The 21,091-nt window shown below is 45.1% G+C and carries 20 protein-coding genes; 7 read left to right on the top strand and 13 right to left on the bottom strand.

From position 1 onward, the window contains the following. Positions 1 to 62: 62 nt before the first annotated feature. The 3 genes from HP548_RS04230 to HP548_RS04220 form a co-directional block, all read right to left on the bottom strand. Complete coding sequence (locus HP548_RS04230) at positions 63 to 1,067, bottom strand: phosphotransferase enzyme family protein (protein ID WP_175380989.1); 1,005 nt, start codon at positions 1,065 to 1,067, stop codon at positions 63 to 65. A gap of 388 nt (positions 1,068 to 1,455) precedes the next feature. Next, positions 1,456 to 2,037, bottom strand: a complete 582-nt coding sequence (locus HP548_RS04225; RefSeq protein ID WP_175380988.1) for a hypothetical protein — start codon at positions 2,035 to 2,037, stop codon at positions 1,456 to 1,458. Between the two features lie 5 nt (positions 2,038 to 2,042). Continuing rightward, positions 2,043 to 3,626 (bottom strand): glycosyltransferase family 39 protein, encoded by a 1,584-nt coding sequence (locus HP548_RS04220; RefSeq protein ID WP_175380987.1) that lies wholly within the window; start codon positions 3,624 to 3,626, stop codon positions 2,043 to 2,045. Between the two features lie 183 nt (positions 3,627 to 3,809). Between HP548_RS04220 and HP548_RS04215 the strand changes: the two genes are divergently transcribed. Together HP548_RS04215 and HP548_RS34065 are read left to right on the top strand one after the other, a co-directional pair. Further along, positions 3,810 to 4,385, top strand: a complete 576-nt coding sequence (locus HP548_RS04215) for a dihydrofolate reductase family protein (RefSeq protein ID WP_076291651.1) — start codon at positions 3,810 to 3,812, stop codon at positions 4,383 to 4,385. Between the two features lie 49 nt (positions 4,386 to 4,434). Next, positions 4,435 to 4,515, top strand: a complete 81-nt coding sequence (locus HP548_RS34065; protein WP_371121679.1) for a putative holin-like toxin — start codon at positions 4,435 to 4,437, stop codon at positions 4,513 to 4,515. 236 nt (positions 4,516 to 4,751) lie between these two features. Here HP548_RS34065 and HP548_RS04210 read toward each other — a convergent pair whose 3' ends face one another. Together HP548_RS04210 and HP548_RS04205 are read right to left on the bottom strand one after the other, a co-directional pair. Continuing rightward, entirely contained in the window at positions 4,752 to 5,138 is a 387-nt protein-coding gene (locus HP548_RS04210; RefSeq protein WP_076291650.1) for an iron chaperone, read from the bottom strand. Between the two features lie 42 nt (positions 5,139 to 5,180). Beyond that, positions 5,181 to 5,843, bottom strand: coding sequence for a M48 family metallopeptidase (locus HP548_RS04205; protein ID WP_175380986.1), 663 nt, complete (start codon positions 5,841 to 5,843; stop codon positions 5,181 to 5,183). A gap of 171 nt (positions 5,844 to 6,014) precedes the next feature. Between HP548_RS04205 and HP548_RS04200 the strand changes: the two genes are divergently transcribed. Continuing rightward, on the top strand, positions 6,015 to 6,779 hold the full coding sequence (locus HP548_RS04200; RefSeq protein ID WP_175380985.1) for a GNAT family N-acetyltransferase: 765 nt from the start codon (positions 6,015 to 6,017) through the stop codon (positions 6,777 to 6,779). Between the two features lie 53 nt (positions 6,780 to 6,832). On the opposite strand, the gene HP548_RS04195 is transcribed toward HP548_RS04200, so the two are convergent. After that, entirely contained in the window at positions 6,833 to 7,252 is a 420-nt protein-coding gene (locus tag HP548_RS04195; RefSeq protein WP_063567144.1) for an ester cyclase, read from the bottom strand. 319 nt (positions 7,253 to 7,571) lie between these two features. Here HP548_RS04195 and HP548_RS04190 point away from each other — a divergent pair, with 319 nt between their 5' ends. Continuing rightward, entirely contained in the window at positions 7,572 to 10,040 is a 2,469-nt protein-coding gene (locus HP548_RS04190) for a transglutaminase domain-containing protein (RefSeq protein WP_175380984.1), read from the top strand. Positions 10,041 to 10,166: 126 nt separating this feature from the next. Here HP548_RS04190 and HP548_RS04185 read toward each other — a convergent pair whose 3' ends face one another. Further along, positions 10,167 to 11,069, bottom strand: a complete 903-nt coding sequence (locus tag HP548_RS04185; RefSeq protein ID WP_024631293.1) for an SDR family oxidoreductase — start codon at positions 11,067 to 11,069, stop codon at positions 10,167 to 10,169. 333 nt (positions 11,070 to 11,402) lie between these two features. Here HP548_RS04185 and HP548_RS04180 point away from each other — a divergent pair, with 333 nt between their 5' ends. After that, the gene (locus tag HP548_RS04180) at positions 11,403 to 12,386 is read left to right on the top strand and encodes a MerR family transcriptional regulator (protein ID WP_246317916.1); all 984 of its coding nucleotides are present in this window, start codon (positions 11,403 to 11,405) and stop codon (positions 12,384 to 12,386) included. Between the two features lie 26 nt (positions 12,387 to 12,412). Here HP548_RS04180 and HP548_RS04175 read toward each other — a convergent pair whose 3' ends face one another. The 5 genes from HP548_RS04175 to HP548_RS04160 all read right to left on the bottom strand — a co-directional run bounded on the left by HP548_RS04175 (position 12,413) and on the right by HP548_RS04160 (position 18,067). Further along, positions 12,413 to 13,726, bottom strand: coding sequence for an alpha/beta hydrolase family protein (locus HP548_RS04175; protein ID WP_246317914.1), 1,314 nt, complete (start codon positions 13,724 to 13,726; stop codon positions 12,413 to 12,415). Between the two features lie 4 nt (positions 13,727 to 13,730). Next, on the bottom strand, positions 13,731 to 13,940 hold the full coding sequence (locus HP548_RS33060; protein ID WP_217504616.1) for a hypothetical protein: 210 nt from the start codon (positions 13,938 to 13,940) through the stop codon (positions 13,731 to 13,733). 158 nt (positions 13,941 to 14,098) lie between these two features. Beyond that, positions 14,099 to 15,478 (bottom strand): amino acid permease, encoded by a 1,380-nt coding sequence (locus tag HP548_RS04170; RefSeq protein ID WP_175380982.1) that lies wholly within the window; start codon positions 15,476 to 15,478, stop codon positions 14,099 to 14,101. 337 nt (positions 15,479 to 15,815) lie between these two features. Beyond that, a complete protein-coding gene (locus HP548_RS04165; protein WP_175380981.1) occupies positions 15,816 to 17,570 on the bottom strand; it encodes a SulP family inorganic anion transporter in 1,755 nt (584 codons plus the stop codon). A gap of 167 nt (positions 17,571 to 17,737) precedes the next feature. Then, a complete protein-coding gene (locus HP548_RS04160; protein ID WP_076291641.1) occupies positions 17,738 to 18,067 on the bottom strand; it encodes an ArsR/SmtB family transcription factor in 330 nt (109 codons plus the stop codon). Between the two features lie 303 nt (positions 18,068 to 18,370). On the opposite strand from HP548_RS04160, the gene HP548_RS04155 reads away from it, so the two are divergent. Beyond that, a complete protein-coding gene (locus HP548_RS04155; RefSeq protein ID WP_076291640.1) occupies positions 18,371 to 18,766 on the top strand; it encodes a hypothetical protein in 396 nt (131 codons plus the stop codon). A gap of 210 nt (positions 18,767 to 18,976) precedes the next feature. Next, positions 18,977 to 19,966 carry a DUF4003 family protein gene (locus tag HP548_RS04150; RefSeq protein ID WP_175380980.1) on the top strand — a complete coding sequence of 330 codons (990 nt, stop codon included), beginning with the start codon at positions 18,977 to 18,979 and terminating at the stop codon, positions 19,964 to 19,966. A gap of 99 nt (positions 19,967 to 20,065) precedes the next feature. Here the strand turns inward: HP548_RS04150 and HP548_RS04145 are convergent, their stop codons facing one another. After that, on the bottom strand, positions 20,066 to 21,052 hold the full coding sequence (locus HP548_RS04145; protein WP_175380979.1) for a phosphotransferase: 987 nt from the start codon (positions 21,050 to 21,052) through the stop codon (positions 20,066 to 20,068). Positions 21,053 to 21,091: the final 39 nt, after the last annotated feature.

Here is a 21,091-nt window from a genome sequence, read left to right as displayed (position 1 = left end):
CGTTGCGCTTATGCAGAGGCCTGATTTAAGCTCAATCATCTTTGCTGATAATGTAATGAGGATCATTTGGCCGGTAGTTGGAGGGGCTGCTGGTGACCAAACTGCTTTGCTTTCACTGTCATCGCTTTATCCAGCCTTGCTCTTAATCCACTCATCCACTCCGGCTCATTTGCCCATTGTTCTGCCCCAGATCGAAGCACACGTACGTAACCGTACAGATTGGCAAAACGACGACATGCCGGAAACATCGACTCCATATCATAGGCGTCTCCTGCTTCCTTCCAATACCCCTGCAAGAATATTCGCTTCTTCTGCTCCCATTCATCCGACTGAATTTCATCCCGTAAACTATCCAGAGTCTGCTCCACATCCATTGCGTACCAGTGGTACATGGCGTCATCGAAGTCAATGGCGTAACAGGAATGACTCTCCTCGTCATAGAAGACATTATCCAGTTCAAAATCATAATGAATTAACCCGAAGTTCTGCTGGTTAATGGGCCAATTTGCAAAATAATCCCGGAGAACTTCTACCTCATTGAGCGCCGCATTCTCGCCAGGGAACTCCCCCAGAACGTCCTTCATCCAATTCAGTACATCGGTATACGTCCAGCGTTTTGCCTGTTTGGGTGTGTATTCACGAGATAAACGATGCAACTTACCCAATGCCTCACCCAAGCTGTACACGATCTGGTCATTTATATCGATACTGCCCATCTGGTTACCAGGAACTCGTTTGAATACGGAGGCATAATACGTTCCCCAAGGCGTATGAGCCTCTACCAGCTCTTTTCCCGCATGAGAAGGTACAGCTTCCATGACACCATATTGGTTTAGTTTAAGATAGGTCAGGAACTCCAGCTCCGCTGCAAGATTGGTTTGATTTTTCTCCTCTACAGGGGCAAAACGAAGTAAGTGAACCTTTCCTTGATCCCGGAACGGGTACACGGCATTGGAGGATATACGATAATACTGGAACATGTCCAGTGACTCCGGATCGTAACTCCAGTTTTTCAAAATCATCTCGGCGAGATCGTTATTGTGGAATAAATATTTAAGTTTTAACATGGGCATATCTCCTTAGTGGTCGTTTAATATAGAACGCTTTAAGCGTTCCGGATCCTATTTTTGCGCGCAAAAAGCCGCAGGCTATGCCTGCGGCTTTAAAAATTCTGGATACACGGGTTTACTTGCATAAGCAAATAAACCTCGTGCATACCAGGAAAAATGAGCAGTTATATCCCTATATGTCGGCAGACTTCAGATCGTCACATTAGCAGACTCCAAATGCTTCGCCATATGTCCGTTGCTCTGCCGGATCTATTCAGTTCGTAATCACCTTAATTGTTGTAGTAACGCTTTGCATCATCTTAGCCCGTCGTTTCATGACGCTCACTCCTTCCGAGAAACAAGTTATTTCCATAATACTCCATCAAGTGATGATAGGCAATGAATATCAAGACTGTGTAACAACCATTCGTTCTACGGTCTCGGTATTCTCCTTATACCAAACCATAACGACATCTCCCTCCTTCAGGTCAGACACCTGAAGGGATGAATTAGCATTTTGGTTGTTGCCTGGGGCACCCATGCCTTCCGTGATATCCACATCCTCACTGATGTCCAACTTCATTTCAATGCCCGTATCTTTCATTTCCATGCTTCCGCCTCTGGAGGCGCCTGGTTGTCTTCCATTTCCATTAGTCGAGCCTGTGGATGAGTTATCCTCCACCTCAAGCAACGAGATCGTGACGGTACTCCCTGTGGCAGAGATCACTTTGCCTGTAAGATCGGCATTCATCATCCCCCGCATATCGTCCTGACCGCCTGTTCTGCCATTCATACCTTGCCCTCCGCCCCTTTGTGCTCCTCCATTCATGCCCGGGCCACCGCCATTCATCATTCCGCCACCGTTCATGCCTTGTGCAGAACCGGTATTCGTAATGTTCTGGGCAGTAATAACATCACAAGCAGAGAGCAAAACTGAGCAGGTCAGCAGCAAGAGCATAGCCGATATGAGATAACCATTTTTTCGCATACGGATCACCCTTTTCTCAGGGAAGGACGTTCCCAGCCAAGTTTTCTATGAAACATGAAATTATACGCATCTTTAAATCCCATGTACGACAATACAATCAGCAGCGGATATACGGGGTAGATATACCTCGATTTAATTTCCCACAGAATATAGAACCCGATAAATCCGAGAATAACTAGAATCAAAGAGACTTCGTCATACCGCTTTCCACGAATTGCACCGACCAAACGAATGAAAATAAAACAGTACATCATGAAATTCATCACATAAACGATCCAAAGCACCCCCGTCCGGTAGACGGAATCTCCCTTGAATAAGTCTGTTACCGCATTGGTATAACTGTAGGAGCCGGCAATTCCGCCACCTCTTCCTCCTCCCATACCCGAAGAGCTTTCGTTGCCGATGCCATATCGATCCATTTGGTAGGTCCCTTCGGTCCAGGTCCAAATGATCTTTTTGTAATACATCTGGGCCAAGTCACTTAAGCTAGCTTCCGACAGCTTGCGTTCAATCTCCTGTTTGTACAGTTCTGTACTTTCAGCTTTATTATAGTTGGCTTCTCTTTGATAAATCTGGTAGCTCTCCATGTTGTCCCAGAAGCCGAATCGTTCCAAATTAATACCCATGTTCAACCACATATAGACCGGTGCTGAATTTTCCCCAACAGGCTCACTTACAGCACCTGAAGATTTCAAGACCGAATTCTGAGTCCACCCTGGGACGTTAAACAACATAGCCAGTACGAAGATGGAGACAATCATTTTCTTGAATCCAATACTTCGCATATTCAGCAGGATGGTTAATATAGCAGCAATCAGGACAATTACGCCAATACTTCGGAAGTAGTTGCCAATCGCGAGCAGAATGGCGGCAATGACGATCGTCTGCCAAGACTTTTCACGTATAAACCGAATCAAAAAGTATAAACAAGACGTCAGAAATGCCGTAGCAATTACATCGTTATAGATCAGGTTGTTCAGGAACAGAGTTGGAAGATACGTGGCTGCAAAGATTAGAACCCCGTAATCACGTTCTTCGGACTTATGATTTAACTGTTTATAAATGAGATAAATCATTAATGTCGTTACCGTTGCAAACAAAATATTGAACAGCTTGATTACCAGATAATTATCCGGGAACAGGTACAGCAATGTCTTTAGGTACAAAACGGTAGAAAAGTTGAACGGGAACATGTGCAGATATCCACCCGTTTCGAACGAGGAATAATCCTGATCGTAAAGCATGTTCATCGCGAGTGAAAGCACGGTCTGTGAATCATCCGTAGGCACTCGTGGAAACACGAAGATAATTATAATTTGAATGGCCAGAGAACATAGCAGCACCACCGGAATGACAACCTTTGGACTGTATTGGTTCAGCTTCAGGCAAAGGCGGTATAACACGACACCCGATCCTAGAAGCAAAGCAATCACCGGGATAAAAATACTCCACTGCTGCGTATCCAGAATCGGATTATCCCCATACAAGGTGTAGTTGTACTGCGCCCGGACAAACAGGGATGAAACGATAAACACGCCGACAAAAACAAGCAGAATGAGATAAAGCGACTTATGGATCACCTTAGACATGCCAAAACTCCTTTTCCAGTACAGGATTCGGGAATAGTATAATGCCTGTACCTGAAAAAAGGCTGAATTCAGAGTTGTGCTCAAAAATGCTCATATAGACAACAAGGAATATGAGGATACCTCATCGAATAAGAAAAATATGTTCATAGTTAGATATCTCTCATGCATAAAGGAGAACTGAAAATGAGAAAACTCGTTCTATTTCTTCACGCATCGCTTGACGGTTTTGTAGAAGGGCCGAATGGTGAAATGGACATTGGCTGGGTTTCCTACGATGCTGATTTGGAGAAACACGCGAAAGAAATTCTGAGTACTGCCGACACGGTCCTTTGGGGACGTGGGACTTATCAGATGATGCACAGTTACTGGCCATCTGTGCCTTCGGACCCGTCAGCTTCGCAACATGAACGGGATCATGCTGAGTGGATCGAAAAGACAGCCAAAATCGTTTTTTCCACGACGTTGGAGAAAGTCGAATGGAATAATTCAAGACTCGTGAAAGAAGATATCGAGGAAGAGATCAATAACCTCAAACAGCAGCCAGGCAAAGATATGGTCATCCTCGGCAGTCCTAGGTTCGCACACCACCTTATGCAGCTAGATTTAATTGATGAGTATAAAATTACGGTTTCTCCCGTACTGATCGGTAAGGGATTGCCATTATTCCATGGCATCAAGGAGAAGATCAATCTTAAGCTAATCGAAAATAAGACCTTTGATTCTGGAGCTATTGGTCTCGTTTACCAGACGGTAAGATGACCTTGTCAATATTAGAATTTAACATAGCTATTTTTTTTCGGGATGCCCTGTGACAGTGTTTGAAGCAATCATGTTGATGCTTACCTTCGGTACGCTCATCATTGCCATTCTGTCCGATAAACGCAAATAGACCGCCCCCATAGCAAAGGATCGCGGTCTATTTCATCGTGCCCTTATGTTACCGAAGCCCACCGCCCTTAAAAGCGGCTATTGCTCAGAGGAGTCGTGTTACCAGCACGGCTCTCTTTGCATTTTACGTCTAATCTGCTCTAATTATTCCATACTCAAATCTTTGAAGTCACATATAAACCGTGTTAATCATCGTACATTCTCTTATATTCATGCATATATTTACGGTACCATCCACTACTTCTTTCGCTTCTTTTCCTTAGCCTTTTCCACATTGGCCTGCACCCGAAATTCCACGATCCGGCGGATCAATTCTTCTGGCAATGGTTGTTCCAAGGGAAATTGCACCGATCCTTTGGCTCCTTTATACCGTGAGAGTTCTTCCTTAAACGCTTCGATCCCACTGGCACCCGGGTAAAATCCAATATGCTTGGAGTACGCTGCAAAATGAACCAAGTTCCCGTGCTCTGCATACGTTGGCATCTTGTAACTGATCTTCTCCACGGCATTGGGAGCGGAATCGCGAATAATCTGTCTTAATGATTGTAATTTGACCTGTACATCTGAAGGAAATTGCGCGATATATTCATCTACCAGCACATCAAAAGAAGTACTCTCTGACATCTTGAACTCCTTCCACCACGTCCATTCGTGGTACGCGTATTTTTACAACGTCATGGCTCTGCCATTTCGCATCAGATAATCCTCTTTGGCTTTGTAGTCAGGCATAACACTGCCCACACGGCGCCAGAACGAGCGATCATGATTCATATGATGGATATGGCATAACTCATGAATGATCACGTAATCAATCACCTCTAGTGGAGCCATCGCCAAGCGGTAGTTAAACGTCAGCTTTTTATCCCAACTGCAGCTTCCCCATTTGGTCGCCGATTCGACGATGTCCACAGACTTCGGCTTCACCTTCAACTCCTGCTGGTAACGGCCGATGCGCTCACCGATCATTCTCTTACACTCGGCAAAATAAAACTTCTTCAGATTCGCACGCAATTCCTCTTCCGAACGTCCCTCTACGTCAATTAACTCATGCAGCGCATGTTCTTTGCCAAAGAGCAGAAACTTCCCTTTGCCCTCCTCTTCATATTCTTTCGTTTGAGGACCGTCCAACGCCTGTTGCATCAGAACTGATTTTGTCAAAATCACTTCCCCATGTTGCGTAACAAGCTGCCGGATCATGTCTTCGCTGGTACCATTGGGAGCCTTGATTGTGACCATATAGGGTAAATCCATCGTAATGGAAGCTTTCTTCCGTTTCCCATATTCGATATGACAGTTAATGATGTGATTGTTTATTTCAATAGTTAGCATAACCTGCTCCACTTCTTCCGATATTTCAATTTCAAAATTTGGATTTATTCATTCAGATTGTAACCTATTCAGTAGCTCTATGCATAATGTTCAGCGACACATTATATATCTCGTATTGAATTTTTATTCATTAATATGTATTATTATAAATTATAAAATAGGAGGATAGATATGATCCCTACATCGAATCCGGATTACAAAACCATTGAGGAACTATCCCTCAACCATTGGCAGCCCTTATCCAGCTTGCTTTTTGACGGATGGGTACTGCGTTTTGCACAGGGATATACGAAGCGTGCCAACTCCATTCAACCCCTTCACTACTCTACCCAAGATGTGTATGAAAAGATCGAGCAATGCGAGCGAATGTATACTTCCAATCAGTTAAGTACCATATTTAAGATTACACCGTTTATCCAGCCGGATCATCTCGACCAGCTTTTGCATGAAAAGGGGTATGATGTTGTGGATCTGAGCCGGGTCCAGACTCGGAGCCTGGAAACTATTAAGGAGCCTGAGCACTCTGGTGTAAAAATGGACGAACAGTTAACCGGAGAGTGGCTGGATCACTTTTGCAGGCTGAATCAGGTAAATGATCTGCATCGGGGAACGATGGAACAAATGTTGACCAACATCCGTACACGCACAGGTTACATCTCGCTGTTCATCGACGGACAAGTCGTCGCTTGTGGATTCGGTGTGGTGGAACGAGGTTATATTGGGTTGTATGACATTATTACGGACGCTAACTTTCGGAATCGGGGATTGGCTGAGCAGATGATCCTTCATCTATTGCATTGGGGAAAAGAGAATGGTGCTACCTCCAGTTACCTGCAAGTAGTTGCTAATAATGCTCCTGCATTAAAACTGTATGCCAAACTTGGATTCTCGGAAATCTATTCATACTGGTATAGGGTCAAGAAAGCCAAAATCTGATCTAGATCAGATTTTGGCTTCAAGCAATTTAAACAACAAAAAAGAGCTGGCTCTCAGCTCTGATTGCGCTCCAATTGTTTTTCGATTCCCAGCCTGTCGATCTGAATCCAGTATTCTGCAATTCTCTCATTCTCCACTCGATATACCGCACTCGCCATTTCAATCACGGGCAGGTTGGTCGGCGCATATCCATCCACTTCCCCGACATGAGTACCCACTTGTCTCCAACGTACATATACTTTATCTCCCTGTGCAAGCAACTCCTGAATCTGCAGCGAAAAATCTCCGTACGCCTCAATCATTTCCCTCACATGATCCGCATAGACGGAAGGCGTTCTTGTGACGGTCACTTCCTCTTCCGAGATCACCTGGTGAGCCAGTACCTGCTCGGCCATCAGTGTATTGGCATAATCAAGATTGCGACCCGAGCGCACTTCTTCAAAAAAAGTTCTGACAATCTGTTCTGGCGTCATCCGATCCACTCCATTTTTCGTTTTATCATGCATTGTACCAGAAGTCTCGACAATTCTCACTCTCTCGCAAAGATCAATTTGACTAACTCTAATACACGATTATCACTCTATTGTATATAGTCATAATATACCATTACATATCTTGACAATAAGTCTATATGACCATAGACTAGCAAAAGACATTAGGGAATTAATAGGAGGTCTTGCTTATAAGAGGTTTGAAAATAGTTTTTAACCAGAAATGATAATATTCGGTGTTTTGATTTTTTTTAGAAATTAGCCTTTGCAACAACTGAGAAAAACGAGAAAGCGGTGTATCATGAAACGTTTATTTTTGATTATGTTTACGCTCACCCTGTTATTGGCTGGATGCCAGAGCAATGACAAGGAGAGTAGTCCGTCCGAGAATAACCCCACAGAAATAGTAGAAGGTTCTAGCGTATTAAGTTTGAAGCAGAAGTACGGCTCTGAATCGAATAAAGCGATTATGCCGATGTATAACGTAGCTCAAGATGAAGAATTCAAGTTTAAATTCAAAGCAGATCTGAAAAATAGCCGTATACAAGCAAGTGACATTATTAGTGTACATACCGATATTAAAGCACTCAAAGCCAGCAAAGTTTATGCAATATCAGAAATCAATGACAACAATGTTTCTATTGAGCCTCTTGGATCGGGTGTACTAAGCTCCGATTCATTAAATAACACGCATCAAAGTTCTTGGGGCGGTGCCCCTATCTATTACATTCGTCTGAACTATGATCCGGATGCGGAGAAGCTAACACTGCTCAATCAACCCATCATTATTCCGTTTACAGTGAAATCGGAGTTACCTGTGCCCAACCTAAGATACGAGATTGATAAAGACAGACGGTTAAAGTTGGTCTGGGACAAGGTTGAAGGTGCAACCGAATATAAAATTTATGAGCGTTCTGACCTAACTTCCTTTGATACAAACAAGCCTGTGACCGGTGCAGAGGATGCTTTTAATAATAGTCTGCCTTTAGATCTTGCGGTAACGACAGAGACGTCTTTCAATGATTTTTTGAGAGACGGAAAAGGCGGGCTCGGCACTTATAATGAACTGATAACTACTCATCAGAACCATGGTATACGAGGAGAATATTACGTCACTGCACTAGGTGGAGGCAAAGAATCCAATTTTAGCAAAGGTGTCCCTACAGCTCCGCTTGCTTCCCAGTTACCAACAGCTTTGAAAGAACAATTGTATAGGGAGAAATTAAAGAATATAGATGTACTCCCCCAAAAAACGACAGTTGAGTACAATGATGGTTCCTTAGCCCGTGAGACGATTGTTTATGATACCGCCAACGTAGAGATTTCGGAGTTCAATGAAACGAATATTCCTTTTCACGTTAAAGGAACAGCTCTGAAAAGTTACGTACGCGTAGAGAATATCACTCAAGAAGATCTGGACAGATTGAATAATCAAACGGTTGCCGAGTCCAGTAACGGACTGGTAGAACCGAAAAATGACACACCATACGTCCCTGCACCTGATGTGCCAACCATTATCAACAATCATGATACGCCTGCATCGGAAGCAGAAACAGAACCAGCAGTGGAAGCTCCATCTACGGAGTCCACAACCGATACTGGAACGTCAGAAGATAAAACTGATTCTGCATCCACCGAGGCTGGCGATGAATCTCCTGATCCAGCTTCCGAAATTGAAGAGGATAATCTGGTAGATGAGCAGAAATCCAATACACAGCAGAATGTAGAACAAGGCAATCAGGAAACGGTGCCTGAGCCGGCTACAGGCGATGCAATGATCAATGCAGATTCTGCATTGGAAGAAGTTTTGGCTAAAAACATGGTTGCTGCCCAAGACAAGATCTCATTAAAAGCTTTTCCAGAGGCCCAAAATTTCACAACGCTCTCGGATGTTGTCCTGAAAGTAATGTACCAGAATCCATTGATTCTTGGTGTGGAAGGTTTTGAATATAATTACGGTACACTTACCCTTTCGATCCATTACAATGAGTCGGCAGATGTCATCCAGAAGAAGCAGAGCGAGATTATCGCCAAAGCAAACGAGGTTGTTGCTTCCATCATCAAGGATGGCATGAAGGATGATGAGAAACGGAAAGCCATCTACGATTATCTGAACGATAACGCGAAGTATGACGATGCAGCATTAGAAAATGCAGAACAGAACAACTTTAAAAATGTGGATGCACAGTTCAATGATTCGTTTACCACTTATGGTATTCTTGTCAAAGGTGTTGGCGTATGTGCCAGCTATGCTTCCGTCTACAAACTGCTCTCCGATCTGTCTGGACTGGAAAGCATCGTCGTAACGGGAGCATCTAGTGGTGTTCCTCATGCGTGGAATAAGGTGAAAATCGGAAATGAATGGTTCCATGTAGATGCCACCAACAATCTGACCAATTCCGGTATTCCTTACTTCCTGTACAATGCAAATGATGAGACGGCTGCAAGTCAGAAAACGATAGCCGATAAGGATTACTGGCTTGATGCCGAACTCGCCCTGTTTAATGGCGAAAGTGATGCGAACGATTATTATGTACAGAACGATCTCGAAGTCGCTTCGATTAGTGAATACAAAACGAAGGCTGAGAGTGAACTAAAAAATGGAGAAAATCGGGTAATTCTCCGTTTTGCCTCACCTGTGGACTCTGATGAGCTGATGACAGCTGCAGGCGAAGCCCTCGCTGCGGTAGATGAAGCCCTGCTGAATACAGCTCAATTGGCCACGCTCGGCAGCTACGCCATTCTGGAGCCTAACCCGGATCAGAAGTAATGCAATAATCAGGAAAAAGTTCATAACAACAAAGAACTCCATTCACCTTTATCGGGATTGGAGTTCTTTGCTTTACTTGCCTATGATCACTGACCTAAGATTCATAGGCCCATTTTATATCCAAAATTACGGACTAACTGTACCGCCATTGGCGTTCAGTGTCTCACCGCTCACATAGCTCGATTCCTGGCTCGCCAGGAACACAAACGCCGGCGCCATTTCAGCAGGCTGTCCTGCACGGCCAAGCGGAGTATTCGATCCAAAATCAGCAAGCTTCTCTACGGGCTGTCCACCGACCACCTGAAGCGGGGTCCATACCGGACCTGGTGCGACAACGTTCACACGGATGCCTTTGCTGCCGACTTGCTGGGCCAGCGCTTTGCTGAAGGTGTTGATTGCAGCCTTTGTTGTCGCATAATCCAGCAGGATTGGAGACGGCTTATATGCCTGAATAGAAGACGTGTTAATGATGGAGCTGCCTGGCTTCATGTGTTTTACAGCTGCTTTACAGAGCCAGAACATCGAATAGACATTGGTTTTGAATGTTGCATCAAATTGTTCTGTGGTCAGATCGGCGATCTGCTCAACAAACTGCTGTTTACCTGCCACATTGGCGAGGATATCGATTCCACCGAGCTCTTTTACAGCAGATTCAATGAGTTCTTCGCAGTATTTCTCATCCTTGAGGTCGCCTGGAATCGCAACAGCCTTGCGGCCTGCTTCTTCAATCAGCTTGACCACTTCCTTCGCATCGGCTTCTTCCTCAGGAAGGTAAGCCAGAACGACATCCGCACCTTCACGGGCAAAAGCGATGGCGGCTGCCCGACCAATACCGCTGTCTGCTCCGGTTACAACAGCTTTACGTCCGGTCAGACGGCCGCTGCCTTTATAGCTTTTCTCACCTGCATCAGGTACAGGAGTCATTTCACGTTGAAGCCCCGGCTCCTCCTGCTGCTGCTTCCAATCTGATGTTGCCTTCGGATATTGTGTCGTCGGATCTTGCATGGTGTGCTGGTCTTGATTAGCCATGTACAATTCCTCCTCGGATTAATTTACAATGATCACTACGATCACAGAATAACCTTACGATCGCTGTTATCCCCAGATTTTTTTCTCTCCTTTTATAAGGGGGAAAATCCGGGGATAAAGGCGAACACTTCGTTTCTACATGTTATTTCTGCGCTCTTCGTTATCATGTAAATTTAAATTTATTTATTATGTTGTTTTCATAAAAGTTGCACTCTTTCCTTTGTAACCGAGATGAATGGAATTTAAACTGGCTCTAAACATTTCCATGGCAAACCTTCCGACTTTGAATCTCCAGTTACTGGAGGTTGTATAATAGATCCTGAGGTGATTTCATTGAACCAAAACAAAGATACCTATTCGATCGGTGAAGCTGCCAAAATGATCGGCTCAACTGTCAAAACGATTCGATATTACGATGAAATCGAGTTGCTGCGGCCCTCTTTTCATACGGAAGGTGGTCACCGGCTCTATACACCGCAAGACGTTTGGCGGCTGGAACTCATCACAACGCTTCGCTATTTGAATTTTGGCATATCGGATATTCGCAAGCTGATGTCCGGTGAACTTGGCGTGTCACAGGCGCTGGATCTACAGATTGAAGCCCTGGAAACTCAGATCGGGACCATGAATTCCATGCTCTCCATTCTGCAACAAGCGAAACAACATGAAAAGGAAAATACACTCCATTCCGGACATTCTCTAACCTATGTTTCAAGCCTGGTGGATTCGCTGACCGCCAATGCCCAAAAAAGAAAACAATTCGTTTCGGCCAAAATGGAAGAATCTCAGCTGCTGGATGGTATTCCGCATGAATGGAGAGTTTCGTTTCTGCATTTTTTCGATAAATACATGATGAAAGATACAAAGCTGTCCGCCCAACAAACACTGGCATGGAGGGAAATCCAGGAAATCATAAACGATCCGGCCTATATCGCCGATCTGGCCCTTCTCGAACTCCCGTTTTTCACCATGGCTAATCGTCCACAGATTGAAGCAGACGCCTGGGTGAAAAAAATGGAGATCCTCCGCATTCGTGCCACCGAAGCTCTGGACAAATGTTGGCCGTTAGATAGCCCCGCAGTGCAAAGCATGGTGTGGGATTTTGTGATGATGTACGCCAGTATTGAACATGCTGGAGATCCGGAAGCATTTTTCCGTAAACAAGCTCGATATATGCTCGACTCCGTAACAGAGCGCATCCTTCGTTTTAACAAACTCTGCAAGATCGTGAATCCTGAATGGAGCCAGATCGTAGACGGCATTAATCTGTTACAGGAAGGCATGCGACTGCGGTTAAAACAAATGGAAGAAGACTGAATTTCAGTCCTCTTCCATTATTAGATTCAACCTTTTTTCAATGAATAAGATGTGTGTTCTCCCACTTCACTGTCCAACTGGAGCGGTTGCCCTTTCAGATAGTGGTTAAAGAAGTCGATTGTTGTATCATTTACAATTTGGTGTGCTTTCCTTGCATCTACACCCTGTGACCATTCCAGAATGGGAGATACCAGATAGAGGTCCGAGAAGCTTAAATGTTTGGTATCACTCAGCTCCATCCAGTAGTTCCCTCCCGCGGTCACCGGTTCATAACGTGCATACACTTCTTCGTAGTATTTCTCGGCTTCCGGACGAGTGGTGCCCATAGCTGCAATCTCGTCGTCACTCATTACAATTGTACCTGCAACGGTTGTGTCCGCGCTCATCATGAAAAACGGTTTGCCTACACCTTCAGCAGGAATGCGCTTTTCTCCAAACAATACACCATCCATGTTCATACCTGCTTTGACACGCGGATCATCCATCAGCATCTGTACGGTTGTTGCCCCGCCAAATGAATGTCCAAACATGCCTATGTTGTCCAGATCCATATGACCGTTAAAACGCCCGTTTGCATCATTGGCAGACAGCTTCTCCACTTGATCCAGCACAAATTGCGCATCCTTCACCCATGTCTCGTTGAGCTTGTCCATATAATTGAACTGCAGTTGATCGAATCCTTCCTTGCCCTCCGATTCAAATTGCGCCACACGCCCATCCGGGAACACCGAGACCAGACTGCTGTACGTATGATTAATGCCCACAACAATATAACCTTGGCTGACCAGTTGCTCCACCTGGAACGTATTTTGGTTTTCATATCCATGTAGGCCATGAGAGAAAAGAATGACTGGATACTTGGCTTCCGCATCAGACAATGATGCCTCCTGAATAGCATGGGTTTTGACTTGGCTCAGGCTTGAAAATAGAAGCTTTGGCAGCGTCAGTACATCATTAAAGGCTGTTGCATACACTTTCGGATCATTCACATAAGTAGCCGTTGTACCCTTGGTGTCTTTATCCGTTGGATACCAGATCTGCACCATCAGTTCCCGTTTGTCTTCGGCAGTACTCGTCAGCAATTCCTCCCGGCTCTCATCCGTCCAATCGTAGGATACCGTACCGATTCCGTAAGGTCCAGTTGGTTTATCAAACGAAAATACCGGGAACAGAAGTGGCAGCCCCATCGTCACGGCAGCGTATACCAATACCAACAGCGATGTCACGATGATTCGAACACGTCCGAATTTCCGCACGTCGGCTGATTTTGACCTCTTAGCGATTAACACAATCAGCGGAACCAATGTGAGCAGATACGCCGGAATCATGGGCCAACGCATTCCCTCAATCACCCCATGTACCAACAATAATACAACCGATATGATCAATCCTCCCCACACCATTTTCCGAGGTTTGTTTCGGCACACAATCAACCACACCAGCATCACTACATTGAAAATAAGATAAATCCATTCTAGTGTTCTCACTATTCCTTGCCCCCTTCTCTGCCACAATTAAAATTAAAATACCGTGCAGCAGCTCTTCTATTTCCAATCATAAAACCTCCAGTTACAGGAGATTCAAGCATGAATTTTGAAAACAAAAAAATGCACCCCCTGTATGACATTGGATCTCCCGAAGGTTCTCCCATGTATTCAAGGAATGCACGTATGATATTATGATATTAACATCAACGATTTTATAATATAAGGTTAGTGATCTTCGCCTGCATCTACCCGCTGTCTTTTTCCTATGCCAAATACGAAATATCCGATCACAACGATCGCCATAAATGTCGCCCCGACAATCAGGGGTAACCGCGTATCCGGGTTAAATGCCATACCGATAATGACGAGCGTCAGATATACGATGATGATATAGTTGCTGATGGGGAACCATTTGGACTTAAAATTGTGGTCTCCCATCTCATTACCCCAACGCTTTCTGAACCTGAACTGGCTGAAGGCTAGCGCGAACCATGGAACCATCCCCGGAAGAACACTTGCGCTATAGATGTACAGGAACAGTTTGGAGTCCGGCATCAGATAATTGAGTACCACACCCACCAGCAGCAAGGAAATCGTAATGATAATACTGTTGCGGGGAACCCCGCCTTTGGACAGCTTTTTGAAAAAGGCCGGTGCCTGTCCATTCTCCGCAAGCGTGTAAAGCATACGTCCTGCACTATAGATCCCACTGTTACATCCCGACATCGCGGCGGTAAGCACGACAAAGTTGATAATTCCCGCTGCAGCGACAATCCCGACTTTGGCAAACGTCAGAACAAACGGACTTCCCGTCTCTCCCACTTCATTCCAAGGGTACAATGTCACGATGACAAAGATGGCCCCAACGTAAAAAATGAGAATACGCCACACGATGTTTTTGATCGCTTTACGCAGCGTGATCTTCGGATTTTCCGCTTCACCTGCCGTAATCCCTACCATTTCGACACCCTGATAGGCTGCCGTTACGATACACAGGGCAAAGAGGAAACCTTTGATGCCTCCAGGGAAAAATCCGCCATGGCTCACCAGATTCGCTAGCCCAATGGGCTGCCCTCCGTTCCCCCAGCCGAAGAAGATCAGTCCGGTTCCGATCACGATCATGAAGACAATAGCCGTCACCTTGATCAGTGCAAACCAGAATTCGAATTCTCCATAGTACTTTACCGCTGCCAGATTCGCTGCCGCAATAATAAGCACGCCAGCCAAGGCAGGCAGCCATTGTGGAATATCCGGAAACCAGTAGCCTACATAAATCCCAATCGCGGTGACTTCTGCCATACCAACCGTGACCCAGAGGAACCAATAACTCCAGGCAGTCAGGAACCCGGCGAGTGGACTGATATACTTATGAGCAAATGTGGCAAATGAACCGGTGACAGGCTCCTGAATCAACATTTCCCCCATAATACGCATGACAAAAAAGATAATGATCCCGGCCAGCAAATAGGCCAGTAGCACTGAAGGACCTGCCCATTTGATCGTACTTGCCGATCCCATGAACAATCCGACCCCGATCGTACCTCCGAGTGCAATCAGCTCTACATGGCGAGGCTTTAGCCCTCTAGATAGTTGCTTTGATTCCAAACGATTCTCCCCTTTTCTGGTGTACAGCTTCTTGTTGTAAGATTACATTATCATATTCACATTAACGCAATGCAGAATTACTTCACCAAATTGTACGAGATGTTCCGCAGAAATACAACAAGGAATGTAAGGAAGCGGATTCATCGAATAAATGGGCAGCAGGCCATGCAAAACCAGAATAACCAGAGCATTCAATGCTTGTCACCGGACTTACACATTTGACTTAGTGTTCTCAATCAAGCCGTACAACAAAGTAGCATCCCCATCAAATATAGACGCAAGTACTCGTCCAATTCCCTCCGTGTGAAGAAGCTTCGATCAGAACGATAATTCCAGATTATATGGAGGTAGACTCCAGCATACTTTGCCGTTCAGCAACATTACCCTCTCGCGACAACACAGCACATTCACGAAAAGCAAAATGCTTGCAGCCTAGGCATTTCTGGTGATTTAGATGCTGTAATGCATAATTGATGGCTTCACCGGTATGCTCAAACATGTGATCAGGATGAATGCACTCCATTAAACCCGTTTTCCTCATCATCTCCAAGGGCTGTGCCTGAACGCCTGAAAACAGTATCATGCCACCGTATCGCTCAAAATGCTTTACCAAACTGGCAAGGTTGGCTTCACCTGTTGTATCCATAAAAGGAACCTTCCCCATACGCAGCAGCAGAATACCTGGTCTTTGATGAATTGAATCCATCACCGATTTCTCAAACAGATCTGCCGCTCCAAAAAACAAAGGGCCTTCAATCGTATACATACTGATCTGCGGACAATCATGCCCTTCATGAACCATATGCGCCATAACCTTCTCATGCTTGTGATCGGGATCAGGCAGCACTTTGGCAACCTTCAGCATCTCGCTCATGCGCTTCACGAATAGAAGGACCGCAAGGATCAATCCCACCTCCACAGCGGTGGTTAGACTCGTAAAAACGGTGAGCAAAAAGGTAATGAGTAGTACGAGTGAATCACTCGTTTTGGTTTTCATTACATGTATGAACGATCTCCGCTCACTCATATTCCAGGCAACCAGCATCAGCACCGGGGCCATACTGGCAAGAGGGATGTGGGACGCATATGGTGCGAAGAGAACAAGCACCAGCAACACAACAACGCCGTGAATAACGCCAGAAAATGGCGATACTGCACCGGATTTAATATTCGTTGCCGTACGCGCAATGGCCCCTGTTGCTGGAATGCCGCCGAATAGCGGTGTCACCATATTCGCGATTCCCTGCCCAATCAGCTCCCGATTGCTGTTATGACGGCTCCCGGTCATGCCATCCGCAACAACAGCTGATAAAAGCGATTCGATACCGCCCAGCATGGCGATGACAAAAGCGGGCTGCAGCAAACTCACCACACGAGCCCATGTGATCTCTGGAATATGAAACTGGGGTAGCGCTCCTGGAATAACACCGAAGGTCGAGCCAATCGTAGCCACATGATCCTTGAAAAAGAGTGCAGCCACGACGGTGGATAGAAAAAGACCAAGCAGCGAGGCTGGTACCTTTGGTGCAAACTTTGGCACAAGCAAAAGAACAACCAGACAAATTCCAGCTGTCAACAAACTGTATATATTAACCGTCGAGATATGCACACCGATTTCTTTCATATTGGACCAGAAATCCTCGTGCTTCTCAATGCCGCTCAGCCCCAGAAAATTCGCAATTTGCCCACTAAAAATAATCACAGCAATACCCGCCGTAAATCCAATGGTCACGGGTCTTGGAATAAATTTGATCAACGCGCCAAGCTTGAAAACGCCCATAAGTACAAGCATCAATCCCGCCATCATCCCGGCAATCAGCAGATTTTCGTATCCATACTGCATGACAATGGCGAAGAGGATCGGAATAAATGCACCCGTTGGACCACCAATCTGGAATTTGGATCCCCCCAGCAAGGAAATGAGAACGCCCGCGATTATCGTTGTATACAGACCATACTCAGGTTTGACTCCGGAAGCTATCGCAAACGCCATTCCGAGCGGGATCGCAATAATGCCCACAATCAGTCCGGATAACAGATCCTTGCGAAAAGCGGAAGCATTGTATCCTGCAAATCTCCCCATCCATTTCATCTGTCTTAACCTTCTTTTCTTTATATATTTGAATATTTGAATATAACAAAAAGACTACTCCGGTCTGTGCTCTCTGTCAATCGTAATGTTCACAACAGTTACCCTCATAAAACGCAAAAAACAAGAAGTTACCTGAACTTGCTTCCGGTTCCTCTTGTTTAATGTGTTTAAGTATCTTTTCGAATGTCTTCCAGCATGGAAATGGCATCAACCAAATGATTGTCAAAAATCTTTTTAGCAACGGCCAGCAGGTCTTTAATCAAAGGGTCACGAAGCGAATACGTAACTGTCGTTCCTTCTTTTAATCCCTGGACAACGTTTTTGCTGCGCAATACAGCCAACTGCTGCGAGACGGCGGAACCTTCCGATCCCAGAATGCTTTGCAGTTCATTTACATTTTTCGCCCCATCGCTCAGCAGCTCCAGAATCTGAATTCGCATCGGATGCGCCAACGCTTTGAAAAAATCCGCTTTAAACTGTTGTATGCTCTGATTCATACGCTATGCCCCTTCAACCAAACTTTTGAAGATGCAAATATCATAACATATAACATATTGAAAGGAATTAGAAAGGAAATGTAACGCTCTATGTCGTCCGTGAAGGATTACAGTTCGTACAATCTATCCTGTCATTTAATCGCTATTTACAACTGTATTTTATTGGTATATATTATAGCCGTCAGGAATGTTAACGCTAACATAAACTGAGAAAAGGAGGATGTCTCAATCCATTTTCGAAAAGGTTTTCGTTTTAGTGAGCTTACACTTTAAAACATTTCATTTTGAAAGGATGAGGTATCGATGAAAAAACTAAGCACCACATTATTTGTATTTTTTATGGGCATATCCCTTATGTTCGGCCTGACCGCATCAGCGAATCCCGCCATCGTAAGTTATGGAGGCAGCTATTCCAATACACTCACTGCTGGTCAAGGATACGCCTACATTCTCCCTAATGCCAAAACCACCGGTACAAGCGTAAAAATTACTGCTTCCGCAGCCAATGCACTTCAACTGCACTACTACTGGAGCTACAATAATACGACAATCGACCTGGGGACAGCCATTGTAAACAACAACAATTACAACGGCGGTTCAGCTTACTACAATCCTGGCACTCTGGTCACTGTGGTAGAACGCGTACCAGCGTCCACGACGTTGTACCCTTCCGTATCCTATACCATATCTTTCAATTAACAGTACAACGAACACATAGTATCCATTCTTATATACAGATTCAAATACATGAACTCTTTCAGTTTTAATCAAAAATGCACCTCTTAGAAGTACAAATTGGAGCCTGCCAAGGATTCCATAAACTTCTGTTGGGGTGCTTTTTTCTGTGAACGGGGAGGCCCCATTTATAGTAAACTGGAGAAAAGGTCCAATCATTCGGGAGGTCTGCTTATGCAAGAGCAACATGCTGCACGAGTCGAATTATTCGTTTCCAACACTCAGATCATCAAAAAATCATTCAAGTGGCAAAATGTGATGATGCACCGTCTGGCAGCCCTTTTATATGCAGCAGAAAATAAACAAGCCGATGGCGAAGCCATTCGCCAAAGTCATGAATTGATTAAGCAACACACCAATCTCTTCTCGGCCTTCAGGGGAAATTCGGCGATCAGCGTCGCCACCTTGCTCTCACTTACAACAGATCAGGAAAAGAAACTGGAAGACACCCTGCTTATCTATGATCTGATGAAAAAAATCAAATTTCGTACGTCCGATTTTCTGGTTATTGCCGCCTATCAGATTGCAGCTCACGCGACGACTGACCAATTCGAGCATAAGGTCGAACGAGCCAAAGCATTTTATGATCACATGAAAGCCCAACACCGCTTTCTTACCGGACAGGACGACTATATTTTTGCAGCTATGCTGGCCCTATCCGATCTCGACGTGGAATCCGGTGTGACCCGTATGGAGCAACTCTATGTAGAATTAAAACCTGAGTTCTCACCAGGCAATAGTGTGCAGGCATTAACGCAGGTGCTGGTCCTAGGTGATGATAATCCGGAGGCAGGCACTCATGTGATAGCGTTAAATGAGGCATTCCGCAGACGGGGAATACGATTAGACAAAATGTACACCCTGCCGGCTCTGGGGATCCTCTCTCTACTGCCCGCTGACAGAGATACGCTGGTAGAACAAGTTGAGGAAACGTATGAGTGGTTGCGTACACAGAAGGGCTTTGGTGCCTGGTCAATCAACAAACAGGAGCTGCTGCTGCTCTCGTCCTCGCTGGTGGCCGTGCAATATGTGGAGGATCTTCGAAATGGCGTCCTGACCACGACGGTCTCCACTAGCATCACCAACATTATCATTGCCCAACAGGCCGCCATGGCCGCTGCTGCAACATCGGCTGCCGTCGTAGCTTCGACTTCATCGAACTAAGTAAAGGTCATGAAATGCATCTTACAAAAAAAGAGGCCCTCTGGAACCATCCAGAAGGCCTACTTCATTTGAATCCATCATTGCTGTTAGTCATCACCGCTAAACAATTCCCTTATCCCGGAACTCTTCCACGAAACTATCCAACCAATCCGAACCATAATCCAGCGCGCCCATATCACTTTCGATAAAAGCAACATCCAGACCCATAACCCAGAATCGGCGAGCAATAATAAAAAGGTCAACAGCCTGTTCATCTTCGGCAGAGAAGCTTCTAACCGAACGATATCCCGCTATGAGCGCACTCCATAACACTTCTTTTTGCTCACCAGACTGTCTCTTTCGAGCCTTCACCTGCGCCAGATCGTAGGCACGCCAACCATTAGCCGCCCACTCAAAGTCATAATGGATGAACTGATTACCCTGTTGAAAAGCATTATTGTTCCCATGCATATCGCCATGGCACAGCCCATTGTCCAAACCTTGTTTGGATGCGACGCCGATGCGTTCTTTTAACGCTCTAGCAAACGTATGTAGAAATGATGATGCTTCATTTTTTTCACCGATGTAGTTGATGATTCGCTCAAGAGGTTCGTCAATGAGAAACTTCGTATCCAACTCATATCGCGGCTGCTCCAATACCACTTGGTCCATCGCTTTATGCAGCTCAGCCGCAGACTGACCAAAAGCGTAACACGACTCTTCATCTTCAAGGTTGTTCTCGATACCCTCTATATACCGAAACATCACAGCAACCCGCTTGCCTTCCGCGGCCTCCAGCACCGTATATTCAGTATGATCTTTCTTCTCGATGTGTTCTCCAATATCGGTATGTACAGATGAACCTAAAATGCCCTTTAATTGAGATAACAGGGAGAGTTCGTACTGAACATCAACCTCCGTAATTTCAGTACGGTAGACACGAAGAATATACATGCCAGAAGAAGTACGTACCCGGTAAGTATCATTTAACCCTCTCAGCCAAAATAAACATTCTTCCCACGATCCGATGTCGTATTGATCACTCAATACATGCTCCAGATATTTAGGGTTGAGCACTGAACGTAAAGCAGTCGGTGGCGTATACATTAGTGTGCTCCTTTGAATTATAACTTTTAACATTAATAC

Source organism: Paenibacillus taichungensis, assembly GCF_013359905.1.
Taxonomy (GTDB): domain Bacteria; phylum Bacillota; class Bacilli; order Paenibacillales; family Paenibacillaceae; genus Paenibacillus; species Paenibacillus taichungensis.
The sequence above is the reverse complement of the archived record's forward strand: the minus strand, read 5'-3'. Positions and strand labels throughout refer to the sequence as shown.